Here is a 15,451-nt window from a genome sequence, read left to right on the forward strand (position 1 = left end):
GCTTTTGGCAGGCAAGGTTGGGAGGCGAAGCGAACAGCGCCGCCCCCCATGGCTGAGCATGGTCAGCGGGGCGGCAAGGGAGCCGTGGGTTTCGCGGCCCGAAGGCATCCTGCAAAGAGAGATGCTTCCCGGCCCCTCGCGAGGGTCAGAAGGTGAACTTCCAGGAGACGCTGGCGTAAGGCGCGACATCCCCACCGACGCTGCGGACCCCGGCGGCCCCTCTGAGATCGGGCCTGATTTGGCCGCCAAGCTGACGATTGAGCGAGAAGGCGAGATCGACGGGCCGATCGGCGGCGTGGAGCGCGATGGTCTCCGCGCTTCTGGTGACCCCCGTGCTGACCTTCCCGTCCACCGATGCGGTGCGCGCGGTGGGGACGCTGGTGGCGATCGAGCCGCTCCCGACCGTCAGCGGGGTCGAAAGCGACATGCCGAAGGTGCCGCCCGCGAAGTCCCGCTCGAAGCCGATGCCGAAGCCCTGCGCCGCGAGCCCCTGCCCGGATTCGAACATCCCGCCTTGCGTGAAATCGCTGCTCGACATCCCGGCCACGAGGGAGATCCGCGTCTGCGGCGCGACCGGCAGGCTCAGCGCGAGATGGGCGAAGGTCGTATCGGCGCGGGCCTGCCCCCCCGCCGCCCCGGTGAAGACCGTGCCGAGCACCGATCCGCCTTCGACGATGCGCCCCGCGGTCAAGGACAGGCTGAGCGCGTCATGGTGCATCTCGAGGCTCAGCGCCTGAAGCGACCCGCTATTGCCCGCGGCATTGCCGCTCGCGGTATCGAAGCCGAGGGAGAGCGTCGGCGAGAGAGGAACCGAGATCGCGGAGGACGCGGTCGCGGCAAGCGCGCTCACCGGGTCCACCAGCGACAGCGCCGAGGTCACCGGACGCCGCGCGGTGCTGAGATCCTGACCCGCCGAGCCGTCGGCATTGAAGGCGAAGGAAAAGGAAGCGCTCCGGTGGCGAATGCCCGAGAGCACGCCTTCGGTGGTCTCGGCCTCGTAGCCCGGCGCGATCGGGACATAGGCGCTGGTGGCGCGAAGAAGATCGTAGGGAGACGCGTCATGCACGATGCCCGTGAGATGCGTCGAATAGCCGCGGTCGTAGCGATCGGTCACCATCAAGGTCCGGTCGCCAAGCGAGGCAGGCAACGCGGCGGCGAGCGGGCCGCGGGCCACCACCGCGGTCCGGGTCAGAGGGACCGAGCCGTCCTGGGTCGAGCTTCCGGTCATCACGCTCAGGGTTCCCTGCGGCGTGACCGCCTTGGAGAGATCGAGCAGCCCCGCCCCGTAGACCGGATCGACGCCCGCCGCGCCGAGATCGTCGGCCGTGTCGAGCAGGATCCGCGAGATCTGCGGCGCGGTCAGTTCGGGAAACTGGCTCTTGAGAACCCCGGCCGCACCGGTCACCAGGGGGGCTGCGAAGGATGTCCCGCTCATCGTGCCGACCGGCGAAAGGGCGGTGCCTCCGAGCCGGGACGAGGTGACGTTCACCCCCGGCGCGACCAGGCAGAAATTCATGGCCGTGCCGCAGCGGTTCGAAAACGAGGCGATGGTATTGGTCTGATCCACGGCGCCGACCGCGAGGATATAACCCTGCATCTGCGTCATCAGCGTGGGAATGCCGGCCGTGACGGAGACGTCCGAGTTGCCGGCATTGCCGGCCGCGAACACCTGCAGAAGATCGTTGTTGCGCGTATCGTTCAGCGCGGAGACCACGCTCGATCCGAGAAACGCCTCGAGTTCGGATTGACTCGCGAAATCGCTGATCGAGATCTCGTTGCCCTGGCTGTCCACATAGGCCCAGCTGTTGTTGAGCGCGGTGACATTCGCCGCAACCGACCCACGCATCGCACCGACCCAGGGATCGGTCGCAGAGGCGACCCCGGCCCCGTCGGAGCCCGGAATGCCGCGATAGACGACGAGTTGCGAGCCGAAGGAGACGCCATGGGTCCCGATGTCGTTCTTCGCGCCCGCGATCAGCCCCGCGACGAAGGTGCCGTGCCCGTCCTGGTCCTGGATGCCGTTCGCGTCGTCGATGTAGTTGCGGCTGTCTGCCGTATCCACATTCGCGGCGAAATCGGGATGATCGAGGTCGATACCGGTGTCGAGTAGCCCGAGCCTCACCCCCTGCCCCTGCGCCCCCATCGCATAGCGATCGGCCGCGCCTATAGCCTCGAGCGCCCAGTTGGTGTTGTATTCGGGCGTGCGGAAGCTTGCCGCGCTTCCGCTCAGGGGCGGGCTGCCCGGGATGGGCGAGGAACTCGCCTCATTCGAACTCGCCCCCGAGGATCCGCCGCCTCCCGCCGCCGCGGCGAGACCCGCCGCGCCAACCACGCCGAGGATCATCGGCAGAGGCAAAGCCGGGGCGGCTGCGACGTTGCCTGCGACGCGCGGCGCGGTTTGCGTGCCGCTCAGGAAGGCCGTGATCAGCTCGGGATGGTTGAGCGTGAGATATCTGTAGGACGCATCGAAGCTCGTAGGGTCCTGGCGATAGCGCTCGATGAGAACTCTCAGGACGTCCCGGGGCGACAGGGCTTCGGAAATCGGGGCCCAGGGGCGCGCGGAGGCCGTGAGGGGAAGCGAAATGCAAAGAGCCGTCGCGAGGAGGAAGGCGATTTTGGAGCGCGGCGGAAGCTGCATGAAGGAATCTCTATTTTGCGGCGCGGGACCGTCGCGCGGGTAAAGGGGGGATATTCGGGGCTGACTGCCACCGGTGCGTGTTCGCCACGCAACCGCAGGAGGAGTCGACCGGGTTTTACCCTCCTACCAAGTTTGAACCCGCCTTGGACAGTTTTTTCACGCATCCCGCAGGATCGGGGGTGAGTGATGCCCTACGATCTCACTCAGGCGATCGGGACCTTGTGCGCGATCGCCCTGCCCTCGAATTGCTCCGGACGGGTCGGAAATCGCGGCCCGCATGGCAAGGGGGAAGTTTGCCCGCCCCTCTCTGCGCGTTTGGCGAACGGCCAGGCGCGACGCGAGCGCCTCTTGCCGCGTGAGAAACCCACACGCTGAGAACAACAAGATATTGACAATCCGACCCCGAAGACACCAACATGATGACGCTTTGGTTCCTGCGATTCACGTCGTGGGTGAAGAGGGAAGCCGGTGCAAATCCGGCGCTGCCCCCGCAACTGTAAGCGGCAAGCCGAGGTCCGATGCCACTGGTGCGACATGCGCCGGGAAGGCGGACCGGAGGCGTTCGAGCCGCGAGCCAGGAGACCTGCCAGAGCATGATAGACGACGACCGCGGCGGAGGGCCCGGGCGCGTGGCAATGCCGCGTCCGTGCGGCTGCCCACGAGCCTGCTCCCGTCTGCCGCAAGATCTGGCGAAAGGGACAGGACCAATGACCATCACCGTGTATTCGAAACCCGCCTGCGTGCAATGCACCGCGACGACCCGAGCGCTCGAGGCGCGCGGCCTGAGCTTCGAGCTGGTCGATCTGACCGAGGACGATGCCGCGATGGAGCGGGTGCAGGCGCTCGGCTATCGGCAGGCGCCGGTCGTCATCGCGGGCGAGGATCACTGGGCGGGCTTCCGGCCCGACATGATCGGCAAGCTGACCTGAACGGCAGCCGCACGATGGGCACGCCCCGGCCGATGCTGGTCTATTACTCGTCGCGCTCGGGCAACACGCTGCGTTTCGTGGAACGGCTCGGCCTGCCCGCTTTGCGCATCCCGATCTCGCCGAAAGCCGCGATGCCGGACCCGCGCGCACCTTACGTCCTGATCTGCCCGAGCTATGCCGACGGGTCCGGGCGCGGTGCCGTCGCCAAGCAGGTGATCCGCTTTCTCAACGATCCGCAGCGGCGCGCGGGGATCCGGGGCGTGATCGCCTCGGGCAACCGCAACTTCGGATCCTACTTCGCCTGCGCCGGCGATCTTCTGGCGCGCAAGTGCAATATCCCCGTGCTCTATCGCTTCGAGCTGGCGGGGCTGGACAGTGACATTGCCCGCGTGCGCGCCGGGCTCGACAAATTCTGGGAGATGGAATGCTCGACAGCGACCTGAAGACAAACGATCTGGCGGGGCTCGATCACCACGCGCTCAATGCCATGCTGAACCTCTACGATGCGCAAGGGCGCATCCAGTTCGAGACCGACCGGATGGCCGCGCGGCAGTATTTCCTGCAACATGTGAACCAGAACACGGTCTTCTTTCACTCGCTCGACGAGAAGCTCGGCTATCTCGTGGAGGAAGGCTATTACGACGCCTCCGTTCTCGATCAGTATTCGCGCAACTTCCAGCGCGCCATCTGGGACGCGGCCTTCGCCCGAAAGTTCCGCTTCCCGACCTTCCTCGGCGCGTTCAAATACTACACCTCCTATACCCTCAAGACCCGCGACGGTCAGCGCTATCTCGAACGCTACGAAGACCGCGTGGTGATGGTCGCTCTGACGCTGGCGCGCGGCGACGAGGCGCTCGCGATGCGGCTGATGGAAGAGATGCTGGAAGGACGGTTCCAGCCCGCGACGCCCACCTTCCTCAATGCGGGCAAGAAGGCGCGCGGCGAGTTCGTCTCGTGCTTCCTGCTGCGGCTCGAGGACAACATGGAAAGCATCGGGCGCGGCATCAATTCGGCGCTGCAACTGTCAAAGCGCGGCGGCGGCGTCGCGCTGATGCTGACCAATATCCGCGAACACGGCGCTCCGATCAAAGGCATCGAGAACCAGTCCTCGGGGGTGATCCCGGTGATGAAGCTGCTCGAGGACAGCTTCTCCTACGCCAACCAACTCGGCGCGCGGCAAGGCGCGGGCGCGGTCTATCTGCACGCCCATCACCCCGACATCCTGCGCTTTCTCGACACCAAGCGCGAGAATGCCGACGAGAAGATCCGGATCAAGACGCTCTCGCTCGGCGTGGTGATCCCCGACATCACCTTCGAATTGGCGAAGAGGAACGAGGAGATGTACCTCTTCTCGCCCCATGACGTCGAGCGCGTCTACGGCTGCGCCTTCTCGGAGATCTCGGTCAGCGAGAAATATCACGAGATGGTCGACGATCCGCGCATCCGCAAACGCAAGATCAACGCGCGCGCCTTCTTCCAGACGCTGGCCGAGATCCAGTTCGAGAGCGGCTATCCCTACATCATGTTCGAGGACACCGTGAACCGCGCCAACCCGATCGCGGGCCGCGTGACCATGTCGAACCTGTGCTCGGAAATCCTGCAGGTGGCCGAACCCTCGGAATTCGACGAGGATCTGGGCTATGCGAAAATGGGCACCGACATCTCGTGCAATCTCGGCTCGCTCAACATCGCGAAGGTGATGGATGGCGGGGATCTGGGCGCGAGCGTGGGCGTCGCGATCCGCGCCCTCTCCGCGGTCTCGGAGATGAGTGCGATCAACGCGGTGCCCTCGATCCGCAAGGGCAACGAGGAAAGCCGTGCGATCGGGTTGGGGCAGATGAACCTGCATGGCTTTCTCGCGCGCGAGCGCATCCATTACGGCAGTCCCGAGGGGATCGATTTCACCCGCGCCTATTTCGCCGCCGTCGCCTATCACGCGCTCGCCGCCTCGAACGCGCTGGCGCGCGAGAGAGGCCGCAGCTTCAGGGGGTTCGAGGCCTCGAGTTATGCCGATGGCACATTCTTCGAGAAATACGTGACCCGCGACTGGCTGCCCGAGACCGAGGCCGTCGCGGCGCTCTTCGCGCGGTTCGGGATCGACCTGCCCACCCGCGAGGACTGGGCCCGGCTGCGCGACAGGGTGATGCGGGACGGGCTGTGGAACCGCAACCTCCAGGCCGTGCCGCCCACCGGCTCGATCAGCTACATCAACAACGCCACCGCCTCGATCCATCCGGTCACCGCGAAGATCGAGATCCGGAAGGAGGGCAAGATCGGCCGGGTCTACTACCCCGCGCCCTACATGACGAACGACAATCTCGAATTCTACCGCGACGCCTATCAGATCGGCCCCGAGGCGATCATCGACACCTATGCCGCCGCGACCGAGCATGTCGATCAGGGGCTCTCGCTGACGCTGTTCTTCCCCGCCGAAGCAACGACCCGCGACATCAACCGCGCGCAGATCTACGCCTGGCGGCGCGGCATCAAGACCATCTACTACATCCGCCTGCGCCAGTCGGCCCTCGAAGGGACCGAGGTGCAGGGCTGCGTTTCCTGTTCCCTGTGAGGCCCGCCATGAAAGATCTGAACGCCCCCCGCCCCGTGCCGCGTGCGGTGAACTGGAACCGGCTCGAAGACGACAAGGATCTCGAGGTGTGGAACCGTCTGACCTCGAATTTCTGGCTGCCCGAGAAGGTGCCGCTGTCCAACGACATCCAGAGCTGGTCGCAACTGACCGCGCAGGAACAGACCCTCACGATCCGGGTCTTCACCGGGCTGACCCTGCTCGACACGATCCAGAACTCCGTGGGCGCGCCCGCGCTGATGGCGGATGCCGCGACCCCGCATGAAGAGGCGGTCCTGAGCAATATCGCCTTCATGGAGGCGGTGCATGCGCGCAGCTATTCCTCGGTCTTCTCGACGCTGTGCAACACGGCCGAGGTCGACGAGGCCTTCCGCTGGTCGAGCGAGAACCCGCATCTTCAGGCCAAGTCGCGGCTGATCCTCGACGAATACGACGCAAGCGCTACACCGCTGCGCCGCAAGGTGGCGAGCGTCTTCCTCGAGAGCTTCCTCTTCTACTCGGGCTTCTACCTCCCGATGCACTGGTCGAGCCGCGCGCGCCTGACCAACACCGCCGACCTGATCCGGCTGATCATCCGCGACGAGGCGATCCACGGCTATTACATCGGCTACAAGTTCCAGCGCGCCTTGGAGAGCCGGAGCGCGGCCGAACGCGCCGAGATCAAGGATTTCGCCTTCGCGCTGATGTTCGACCTCTACGACATCGAGGCACGCTACACCGAACAGCTCTACGACCCGCTGGGACTGAGCGAGGAGGTCAAGCATTTCCTGCATTACAACGCCAACAAGGCGCTGCAGAATCTCGGCTATGAAGCGCTGTTCCCCGAGGATGCGGCACGGGTGAACCCCGCGATCCTCGCGGCGCTGTCGCCCGGCTCGGACGAGAACCACGATTTCTTCTCCGGCTCGGGTTCGAGCTATGTGATCGGGAAAGCCGTCGCCACCGAAGACGAGGACTGGGCGTTCTGAGCCCGCCTCCGTCTTCGGGGGGGCGGCCGGTGGAGAGATTCCAACTGAGCGCGCGACCGCGGGGGAGAGGCTTCGACTGTCCACCCGCGGGATGCCTTCGGTCAGCTCACGCGTCCTTTCTGTCGCACACGCTCGCACGGGTGATCGTGCAGTCGAGATCGGTGAGGCGACCGTCCTTGAGGCCGTAGATCAGCCCGTGCACCTTCACCGGCAGATCTGCTCCCCAGGCGCGCTGCAGGATCGGGGTTTCCGCGATCCGGCGCACGCCCTCGATCACGTTGAGTTCCGCCAGCCGGTCGCGCCGGGCCTCGGTGTCGGGCAGTTGCGCCAGGTCGATCGCGTAGGCGCGCGCGAGCCGCCGGATCGGTTCCAGCCAGTGATCGGTGAGACTGCCGAGCATCTCCTCGGTCGCCGCGCGCACGCCGCCGCAGCCGTAATGGCCGCAGACGATCACCTCGCGGATGCCGAGGCTCTCGACCGCGAATTCCAGCGCCGAGAGCAGGTTCATGTCGCTCGAATGCACCACATTGGCGACATTGCGATGGACGAAGACCTCGCCGGGATCGAGGCCCGCGACGACATTGGCGGGCACGCGGCTGTCCGAACAGCCGACCCAGAAGAATTCCGGGCTCTGCCGGGTGGCGAGCCGGGCGAAATAGCCCGGCTCCTCCGCTTTGCGGCTCTCGGACCAGGCGCGGTTGCGCGCAAAGAGATCGCTGAGCATTTCTCCTCCCGTTACGCCGCGGCCAGATCGGCGCCGGAGATCTCGGCCCGAGCGGCGAGCCCGGCGACGAACGCGCGCACCGCGCGGCTCCAGGCGGTTTTTTCCATCGCCTCGGCGATGCGGGGGCGGACGGTCTCATAGGGCAAGGCCGCGCCTTCGGCGACGGCATCGAGCCGGATGATGTGCCACCCGAAGCGGGTCAGGACCGGTTCGGCGGTGATCTCGCCTTCCGACAGCTCGCGCAGGGCGGCTTCGAATTCCGGAACCGTGTCGCCGGGGCCGAGCTGGCCCAAGACACCGCCCTTGCCGCGCGAGGAGCAATCGCTCGCCTCCTTCGCGAGACGCGCGAAGCTCTTTGGCTCGGTGCGGAGTTTTTCGGCCAGCGCGCGGGCGCGCGCCTCGCCTGCCGCGCGGTCCTCGCCATTGCGGGGATCGCAGGCGATCAGGATATGCGCGGCCTCCCAGAGCGGCGGGGCGCGGAAGCGCGAGGGATCGCGCGCCCATTCGGCCCGGATCTCGGTCTCGGAAGGCGTCTCGATCTCGACCGCGTCTTCGAGAAGCGCGCGGATCAGCGCCTCCTCGTCGGTCTCGACCTGGGCGGGTGCGAGTTCGACCGGCTCCGCGGCGAGGCCGCGTCGCGCGGCCTCCTGCAGCAGGAGCGCGCGCACGGCAAGGGCGTTGGCGGCCTTGCGCCAGGCGACCCCCGGCTTGCCGCTGGGGCCGTCGTGATGCTGGGCCTCTGCGGCGATCGCCGCAGAGGGAATGACCTGATCGTTCACCACGACCTCGGGAAAAAGCGGTTTCGTCATCGCATCACTCCGCCGGTTGCGGCCGTTGGCGCGACTTCGCGGCCGCGACCCGCGCCTGCTTGATTTCCGCGTCGCTATGGGCGGGAAGCGGCGCGCTCCGGCGCGAGCGCACGACCTGGTAGCCGGGGCGCCAGAAATAGCGCAGCGGAACCGAAAGCATGTGCACGAGGCGGGTGAAGGGGAAGAGCAGGAAGATCGTCAGCCCCAACACGATATGCAGCTTGAAGATCAGCGAGACATCCGCGATCTGCGCCGCGGCCCCCGAGCGGAAGGTCAGGATGCCCTGGGCCCAGTGCATGAACTTGACCATCTCGTGCCCGTCGAGATGCTGGGCCGAGGCGAAGATCGTGCTCACCCCCAGGACAAGCTGGGCAAGAAGCAACCCGAGGATCCCGATATCGGCGACCGAGGAAGTCTTGCGGATGCGCGGATCGGTCCAGCGGCGGTGAAAGAGGATACCGCCCCCCACCAGCGCCATCACGCCCGCGATCCCGCCCACGGCCATCGCGAGGACCTGCTTGGCGGAATGGCTGATGCCGAGTGCGTCGATGATCCAGAGCGGCGTGAGCAAGCCGAAGAGATGGCCGAAGAAGATCGTCAGCACGCCGACATGGAACAGGACCGAGCCGAGCCGGAGCTGCCTGCGGCGCAGAAGCTGGCTCGACGAGCTCTTCCAGGTGAACGGGTCGCGCTCATAGCGCGCGATCGAACCGAAGATCAGCACCGAGAGCGCGATATAGGGATAGATGCCGAAGAAGAAGTTGTTCATCTGAGCCTCCGTCATTGTGCCGCGGGTTCCGCCGGGCGCGGGTTCGGCCTGTCCATCTGCGCGAGCATGTCGCGCACCTGGGGACAGCCGGCATTGGGATCGGGGCCGAAGGTCACCTCGGTCTCCTCCCAGATCTTGTCGATCGCCTCGAGATCGTTCGGGTCGGTCTCGGGCTGGGCGAGGATCTCGGCCACCGCAGCGTCATCCGCTTGCGCGCCCGAGAGCTGCACCAGGGCCGCGAAGACCGCCGCATAGGGGCTTTCGCGCGTCACCAGCCGCTCTCCGACCGCGCTGAGGATATGCGCGGCATCCTGCAGCATCTCGCGCGCCTCGGCCTGCGGCCGGGTGGCGAGAAATTCGAGCAGGACCGGCAGGTGATCGGGCAGCTCCGAAGTGGCGGGTTCGAAGCCCCCCGCGCGGTAGGTCTCGAGCAGGTCCACCATCGCCCCGCCCCGGTCCCGGCTCTCGCCATGGACATGCTCGAAGAGGTTGAGCGAGAGGCTGCGGGTGCGGTCGAAGAGCAGCACGTAGCGCTCTTCGAGATCGTAGACATCCCCCTGCCCCAGATCCTCGACGAGCGGGCGCAGAGCGCGCCGCGCCGCCGCCGTGAGCCGGGGTTCGGCGGCGAGAACGCCCCCGATCTCGGGCATCGCCTGCTGCAGTTCCACCGTCGGGTAGCTGAGCAGCAGCGAGAGCGCCTTGAGCGTGCGATCCATCGAAAGGTCCTCCATCACTTCACCTCCTGCGGCATCTTCAGCGGCCGCTTCTGCCCGCCGAAGAGCGAACCTTTCGAGATCCCCGTCGAACAGCCGTTGCAATCGGTGAAGCCCTCGCCCACGCGCAGGTCGTAGGCATCCTCGACCTGTTCGCGATGCGTGGTCGGGATCACGAAACGGTCCTCGTAATCGGCGAGCGCCATGATCTTGTACATGTCCTCGATGACCCGGCCCGAGAGGCCGACACGCGTGGCAATGCCCTCGTCCTTCACCCCGTCCACCGTCTTGGCACGCATATAGGCGCGCATCGCCAGCATCCGCTCGAGCGCCGCGGCGATCGGGGCCTCGTCGCCCGCGGTCAGCATGTTCGCAAGATACCGCAGCGGGATCCGCAGGCTTTTGACATCGGGCATCGCGCCGTCCATGCCGATCGCGCCCGCCTCGGCGGCGTTCTGGATCGGCGAGAGCGGCGGGATGTACCACACCATCGGCAGCGTCCGGTATTCGGGATGGAGCGGGAAAGCGACCTTCCATTCCATCGCCATCTTCCAGATCGGACTTTCCTGCGCCGCCTTGATCCAGTCTTCGGGAACGCCATCGGCGCGGGCGGTCTCGATCACCACCGGATCGTTCGGATCGAGGAAGACGTCGAGCTGCGCATCGTAAAGCTGTTTTTCGGAAGGCACATTCGCCGCCGTCTCGATCTTGTCGGCGTCATAGAGCATCACCCCGAGATAGCGGATGCGCCCCACGCAGGTTTCCGAACAGACCGTCGGGTTGCCGCTCTCGATCCGGGGATAGCACAGCGTGCATTTCTCGGATTTGCCGGTCGACCAGTTGTAATAGACCTTCTTGTAGGGACAGCCGGAGACGCACATCCGCCAGCCGCGGCATTTCTCCTGGTCGATCAGCACGATCCCGTCTTCCTCGCGCTTGTAGATCGCGCCCGAGGGGCAAGAGGCGGCGCAGGCCGGGTTGAGGCAATGCTCGCACAGGCGGGGGAGATACATCATGAAGGTGTTCTCGTATTCCCCGTAGATCTCCTTCTGCACGCCCTCGAAGTTGTAATCCTGCGAGCGCTTGGAGAACTCGCCGCCCAGGATCTCCTCCCAGTTCGGCCCCTTCTCGATCTTCTCGATCCGCTCGCCGGTGATCTTCGATCGCGGCCGCGCCGTCGGGAAGGCCTTCATCTCGGGGGCCGATTTCAGGTGGTCGTAATCGAAATCGAACGGCTCGTAATAGTCGTCGATCTCGGGCAGGTCGGGATTGGCGAAGATATTCGCCACGATCCGCCATTTCGAGCCCTGCCGCGGGACCAGCTTGCCCGAGCGCGACCGGGTCCAGCCGCCATTCCAGCGCTTCTGGTTCTCCCAGTCGGTCGGATAGCCGGTGCCGGGCTTGGTCTCGACATTGTTGAACCACGCGTATTCGACGCCGTCGCGGCTCGTCCAGACGTTCTTGCAGGTGACGGAGCAGGTGTGGCACCCGATGCATTTGTCGAGGTTCAGCACCATGCCGATTTGTGCGCGCACTCTCATTCTGCGGCCTCCTGTTTGGCCGGCTGGTCGAGCCAGTCGATCTTCTTCATCTTGCGGACGATGACGAACTCGTCGCGGTTCGAGCCCACGGTGCCGTAATAGTTGAAACCGTAGGATTGCTGGGCATAGCCGCCGATCATGTGGGTGGGCTTGAGCGTGGCGCGGGTGACCGAGTTGTGGATCCCGCCGCGCAGGCCGGTCTTCTCGGAGCCCGGCGTATTCACGATCTTCTCCTGGGCATGGTACATGAAGACCGTGCCCTCCTTCATCCGCTGCGAGACGACCGCCCGCGCGGTGAGGGCCCCGTTCACGTTATAGGCCTCGACCCAGTCGTTATCCTCGATCCCGGCCGCCTGCGCGTCGGTCTCGGAGAGCCAGACCACCGGCCCGCCCCGGTTGAGCGTGAGCATCAGCAGGTTGTCCGAATAGGTCGAGTGGATGCCCCATTTCTGGTGCGGCGTGATGAAGTTCAGCACGACATGCTTCTCGTCGCCGTCGAGCACCTCCTGCGTCACCGTCTTCAGGTCCACCGGCGGGCGGTATTGGACGAAGCCTTCGCCGAAGGCGCGCATCCACAGGTGATCCTGGTAGAGCTGCTGACGTCCGGTCAGGGTGCGCCACGGGATCAGTTCGTGAACGTTGGTATAGCCCGCATTGTAGCAGACCTCCTCGCTCTCGATCCCCGACCAGGTGGGCGAGGAGATGATCTTGCGCGGCTGCGCGGCGACATCGCGGAAGCGGATCTTGGTGTGCTCCTGCCCCTCGGCAAGGTGCTTGTGCTCCCGCCCGGTGGGTTTCTCGAGCGCCTCCCAGGCCTTCACCGCGACCTCGCCATTGGTTTCCGGGGCGAGCATCAGGATCACCTCGGTCGCGTCGATATCGCTGAGGATCTTCGCGCAACCCTCGGCCGGGCCATCCTGCCAGACGCCGTTGAGCTTGCGCAGCTCCTCGACCTCGTGCCTGGTGTCCCATCCGATGCCCTTGCCGCCATTGCCGAGCTTGTCGAGCAGCGGCCCGAGCGCGACGAAGCGATCGTAGAGCGCGGTATAATCCCGCTCCACCGCGACATAGTTGGGCGCGGTCTTGCCCGGGATCAGGTCGCATTCGCCCTTCTTCCAGTCGCGCACGTCCGGTTGGGCCAGTTCGCCCGCGGTGTCATGCAGGATCGGGACCTGGACGATATCGGTCTCGACGCCCAGGACCTCCGGCGCGACCTCCTGGAATTTCTTCGCGATCGCCTTGAAGATCTCCCAATCCGATTTCGACTCGTAGGCCGGATCGACCGCCGCCTGAAGCGGGTGGATGAACGGGTGCATGTCCGAGGTGTTGAGATCGTTCTTCTCGTACCAGGATGCGGTGGGCAGCACGACATCCGCATAGACCGCCGTGGTGGACATCCGGAAGTCGATGCACACGAGCAGGTCGAGCTTCCCTTCCGGGGCTTCGTCATGCCAGACCGCCTCGACGGGTTTGGCGCCGCCCTCCTCGCCCAGATCCTTGCCCAGCACGCCGCTATCGGTGCCCAGCAGGTGGCGCAGGAAATACTCGTGCCCCTTGCCCGACGATCCGAGCAGGTTCGAGCGCCAGACATAGAGGTTGCGCATCCAGTTCTCGGGCGCGTCGGGATCCTCGCACGACATCTGCAGCTCGCCCGATTTGAGCTTCTGCGCGACGTAGTCCTTCGGCTCCATCCCTGCGGCCTTGGCGGCCTTGGCCACCTCGAGCGGGTTGGTCTTGAGCTGCGGGGCGGAGGGCAGCCAGCCCATCCGCTCGGCGCGGATATTGTAGTCGATCAGACTCACGTCCCAGTCGCCCTCGGGCGCGGTCGGCGACAGGATCTCGCCCGCGCCGAGCGTCTCGTAACGCCATTGATCGGTATGGGCGTAGAAGGCCGAGGTCGAGTTCATGTGCCGCGGCGGACGGTTCCAGTCGAGCGCGAAGGCCAGCGGCAGCCATCCGGTCTGCGGGCGCAGCTTCTCCTGGCCGACGTAATGGCTCCAGCCGCCGCCCGATTGGCCGACGCAACCGCACATCACCAGCAGGTTGATGATGCCGCGATAGTTCATGTCCATGTGGTACCAGTGGTTCAGACCGGCCCCGAGGATCACCATCGACTTGCCCTGCGTCTTCTCGGCATTGGTCGCGAATTCGCGCGCCACGGCGATGATCTTGTCGGCCGAAACGCCGGTGATCTTCTCGGCCCAGGCGGGCGTGTAGGGAAGATCGTCACCGTAATCGGCACTGACCCACTCGCCGCCCAGACCCCGGTCGAGCCCGTAATTGGCGCAGAGCAGATCGAAGACCGTCGCGACCATCGCCTCGCGCCCGTCGGCAAGGGTGACGCGTTTCACCGGCACGTTGCGGGTGAGAACCTCGGGATGCTCGCATTTCACGAAATTCGCGGTCGCGGCGCCCCCGAAATAGGGGAAGTCGACGCCCACCACATCGTCGTGATGCTCGTCGAGGATCTGGCTCAGGCGCAGCTTGGCCTCGGTCTCGCCTGCCCGCTCCTCGAGGTTCCACTTGCCTTCCTCGCCCCAGCGGAAGCCGACCGAGCCGTTCGGCACGATCATCTCGCCGTCCTTCTCTCCGACGGCGACGGTCTTCCAGTCGGGATTGTTCGTCTCTCCCAGCCCCTCGGCGAGATCGGAGGCGCGCAGGAGCTTGCCCGGAATATGGTGGCCGTCCTTTTCGTCGAGCGCCACCAGCATCGGCATGTCCGAATAGCGCCGCGCGTAATCCTCGAAATAGGCGGCCTGCCGGTCGAGATGGAATTCGCGCAAGATCACATGGCCCATCGCCATCGCAAGCGCACTGTCGGTGCCCTGTTTGGGGTTGAGCCAGATATCCCCGAATTTCGAGGCTTCCGAGTAATCGGGCGAAATCACCGCGGATTTGGTGCCGCGATAGCGCGCCTCGGTGTAGAAATGCGCGTCCGGCGTGCGCGTCTGCGGCACGTTCGAGCCCCAGATCAGCAGGAAGCCCGCATTGTACCAGTCCGCCGATTCCGGCACGTCGGTCTGCTCGCCCCAGGTTTGCGGGCTGGCCGGCGGCAGGTCGCAATACCAGTCGTAGAAGGACATGCAGGTGCCGCCCAGAAGCGACAGGTAGCGCGAGCCCGCGGCATAGCTGACCATCGACATCGCGGGGATCGGCGAGAAACCGAAGACCCGGTCGGGGCCGTAGGTCTTGGCGGTATAGGCATTGGCGGCGGCGGCGATCTCGGTCGCCTCGTCCCAGCTCGCGCGGACGAAGCCGCCCTTGCCGCGGGTGCGGGTATATTCGGCGCGCAGGATCGGATCGTTCTGGATCGCGCTCCAGGCGGCCACGGGGGCCTTCGTCTTGCGCATCTCGCGCCACATCTTCAGCAACCGGCCGCGCACGAGCGGGTTCTTGATCCGGTTCGCGCTGTAGAGATACCAGCTGTAGGAGGCGCCGCGCGCGCAGCCCCGCGGTTCATGGTTGGGCAGATCGGGTCGGGTCCGGGGGTAATCGGTCTGCTGGGTTTCCCAGGTCACGATCCCCGATTTGACGTAGATCTTCCACGAACACGATCCGGTGCAGTTCACGCCATGGGTCGAGCGCACCACCTTGTCGTGGCGCCAGCGATTTCTGTAGGTGTCTTCCCAGTCGCGGTTCTCCCGGGTCACCTGTCCATGACCGTTGGCGAACTGCTCCAATTCCTTGGACTGAAGGAAGTTGAGTCTATCGAGCAGATGGCTCATCTCGCGTCTCCTAGCGAAAAAGAGGTATCGAGGCGCGCGCCAAGGGAC

The 15,451-nt window shown here is 65.6% G+C and carries 11 protein-coding genes and 1 riboswitch; of the genes, 4 read left to right on the plus strand and 7 right to left on the minus strand.

All coding sequences use genetic code 11. From position 1 onward, the window contains the following. Window positions 1-145: 145 nt before the first annotated feature. Window positions 146-2,638 (minus strand): S8 family peptidase, encoded by a 2,493-nt coding sequence (locus DW2_RS04095; RefSeq protein WP_038143970.1) that lies wholly within the window; start codon window positions 2,636-2,638, stop codon window positions 146-148. A gap of 411 nt (window positions 2,639-3,049) precedes the next feature. Next, window positions 3,050-3,243: riboswitch (cobalamin riboswitch) on the plus strand. Window positions 3,244-3,345: 102 nt separating this feature from the next. Here DW2_RS04095 and nrdH point away from each other — a divergent pair. From nrdH to nrdF, 4 genes are read left to right on the plus strand one after another with little or no spacing between them, the layout of a single operon-like run. Further along, a complete protein-coding gene (nrdH, locus tag DW2_RS04100) occupies window positions 3,346-3,567 on the plus strand; it encodes a glutaredoxin-like protein NrdH (RefSeq protein ID WP_038143971.1) in 222 nt (73 codons plus the stop codon). 32 nt (window positions 3,568-3,599) lie between these two features. Next, window positions 3,600-4,010: a class Ib ribonucleoside-diphosphate reductase assembly flavoprotein NrdI gene (gene nrdI, locus DW2_RS04105; RefSeq protein ID WP_156102879.1), complete on the plus strand. Its 411-nt coding sequence runs from the start codon at window positions 3,600-3,602 to the stop codon at window positions 4,008-4,010. Beyond that, on the plus strand, window positions 3,992-6,136 hold the full coding sequence (gene nrdE / locus DW2_RS04110; RefSeq protein ID WP_038143973.1) for a class 1b ribonucleoside-diphosphate reductase subunit alpha: 2,145 nt from the start codon (window positions 3,992-3,994) through the stop codon (window positions 6,134-6,136). Before nrdI ends, nrdE begins: the two co-directional genes overlap by 19 nt. 8 nt (window positions 6,137-6,144) lie before the next feature. Continuing rightward, window positions 6,145-7,122 carry a class 1b ribonucleoside-diphosphate reductase subunit beta gene (gene nrdF, locus DW2_RS04115; protein WP_038143974.1) on the plus strand — a complete coding sequence of 326 codons (978 nt, stop codon included), beginning with the start codon at window positions 6,145-6,147 and terminating at the stop codon, window positions 7,120-7,122. A gap of 106 nt (window positions 7,123-7,228) precedes the next feature. On the opposite strand, the gene DW2_RS04120 is transcribed toward nrdF, so the two are convergent. Genes DW2_RS04120 through DW2_RS04145 form a run of 6 tightly spaced genes read right to left on the minus strand, consistent with a single transcriptional unit; the run spans window position 7,229 to window position 15,403 of the window. Continuing rightward, window positions 7,229-7,846, minus strand: a complete 618-nt coding sequence (locus tag DW2_RS04120; protein ID WP_038143975.1) for a carbonic anhydrase — start codon at window positions 7,844-7,846, stop codon at window positions 7,229-7,231. A gap of 11 nt (window positions 7,847-7,857) precedes the next feature. Further along, window positions 7,858-8,655, minus strand: coding sequence for a peptidylprolyl isomerase (locus DW2_RS04125; protein ID WP_038143976.1), 798 nt, complete (start codon window positions 8,653-8,655; stop codon window positions 7,858-7,860). Window positions 8,656-8,659: 4 nt separating this feature from the next. Beyond that, window positions 8,660-9,424 (minus strand): respiratory nitrate reductase subunit gamma, encoded by a 765-nt coding sequence (narI, locus tag DW2_RS04130; RefSeq protein ID WP_063137143.1) that lies wholly within the window; start codon window positions 9,422-9,424, stop codon window positions 8,660-8,662. An 11-nt stretch (window positions 9,425-9,435) separates the two neighbouring features. Continuing rightward, a complete protein-coding gene (gene narJ / locus DW2_RS04135) occupies window positions 9,436-10,140 on the minus strand; it encodes a nitrate reductase molybdenum cofactor assembly chaperone (RefSeq protein WP_038144063.1) in 705 nt (234 codons plus the stop codon). A gap of 14 nt (window positions 10,141-10,154) precedes the next feature. Continuing rightward, the gene (gene narH / locus DW2_RS04140) at window positions 10,155-11,678 is read right to left on the minus strand and encodes a nitrate reductase subunit beta (RefSeq protein WP_038143977.1); all 1,524 of its coding nucleotides are present in this window, start codon (window positions 11,676-11,678) and stop codon (window positions 10,155-10,157) included. Continuing rightward, window positions 11,675-15,403 (minus strand): nitrate reductase subunit alpha, encoded by a 3,729-nt coding sequence (locus DW2_RS04145; RefSeq protein ID WP_038143978.1) that lies wholly within the window; start codon window positions 15,401-15,403, stop codon window positions 11,675-11,677. The genes narH and DW2_RS04145 overlap by 4 nt, the downstream gene beginning before the upstream one ends. Window positions 15,404-15,451: the final 48 nt, after the last annotated feature.

The sequence above is a fragment of the Thioclava atlantica genome (assembly GCF_000737065.1).
Classification (GTDB): domain Bacteria; phylum Pseudomonadota; class Alphaproteobacteria; order Rhodobacterales; family Rhodobacteraceae; genus Thioclava; species Thioclava atlantica.

What these genes read in the sequence shown, in the direction of transcription:
- DW2_RS04095 (WP_038143970.1), bottom strand. Translation starts at nt 2,638, where the DNA reads ATGCAGCTTCCGCCGCGCTCCAAAATCGCCTTCCTCCTCGCGACGGCT.
- nrdH (WP_038143971.1), top strand. Translation starts at nt 3,346, where the DNA reads ATGACCATCACCGTGTATTCGAAACCCGCCTGCGTGCAATGCACCGCG.
- nrdI (WP_156102879.1), top strand. Translation starts at nt 3,600, where the DNA reads ATGCTGGTCTATTACTCGTCGCGCTCGGGCAACACGCTGCGTTTCGTG.
- nrdE (WP_038143973.1), top strand. Translation starts at nt 3,992, where the DNA reads ATGCTCGACAGCGACCTGAAGACAAACGATCTGGCGGGGCTCGATCAC.
- nrdF (WP_038143974.1), top strand. Translation starts at nt 6,145, where the DNA reads ATGAAAGATCTGAACGCCCCCCGCCCCGTGCCGCGTGCGGTGAACTGG.
- DW2_RS04120 (WP_038143975.1), bottom strand. Translation starts at nt 7,846, where the DNA reads ATGCTCAGCGATCTCTTTGCGCGCAACCGCGCCTGGTCCGAGAGCCGC.
- DW2_RS04125 (WP_038143976.1), bottom strand. Translation starts at nt 8,655, where the DNA reads ATGACGAAACCGCTTTTTCCCGAGGTCGTGGTGAACGATCAGGTCATT.
- narI (WP_063137143.1), bottom strand. Translation starts at nt 9,424, where the DNA reads ATGAACAACTTCTTCTTCGGCATCTATCCCTATATCGCGCTCTCGGTG.
- narJ (WP_038144063.1), bottom strand. Translation starts at nt 10,140, where the DNA reads ATGGATCGCACGCTCAAGGCGCTCTCGCTGCTGCTCAGCTACCCGACG.
- narH (WP_038143977.1), bottom strand. Translation starts at nt 11,678, where the DNA reads ATGAGAGTGCGCGCACAAATCGGCATGGTGCTGAACCTCGACAAATGC.
- DW2_RS04145 (WP_038143978.1), bottom strand. Translation starts at nt 15,403, where the DNA reads ATGAGCCATCTGCTCGATAGACTCAACTTCCTTCAGTCCAAGGAATTG.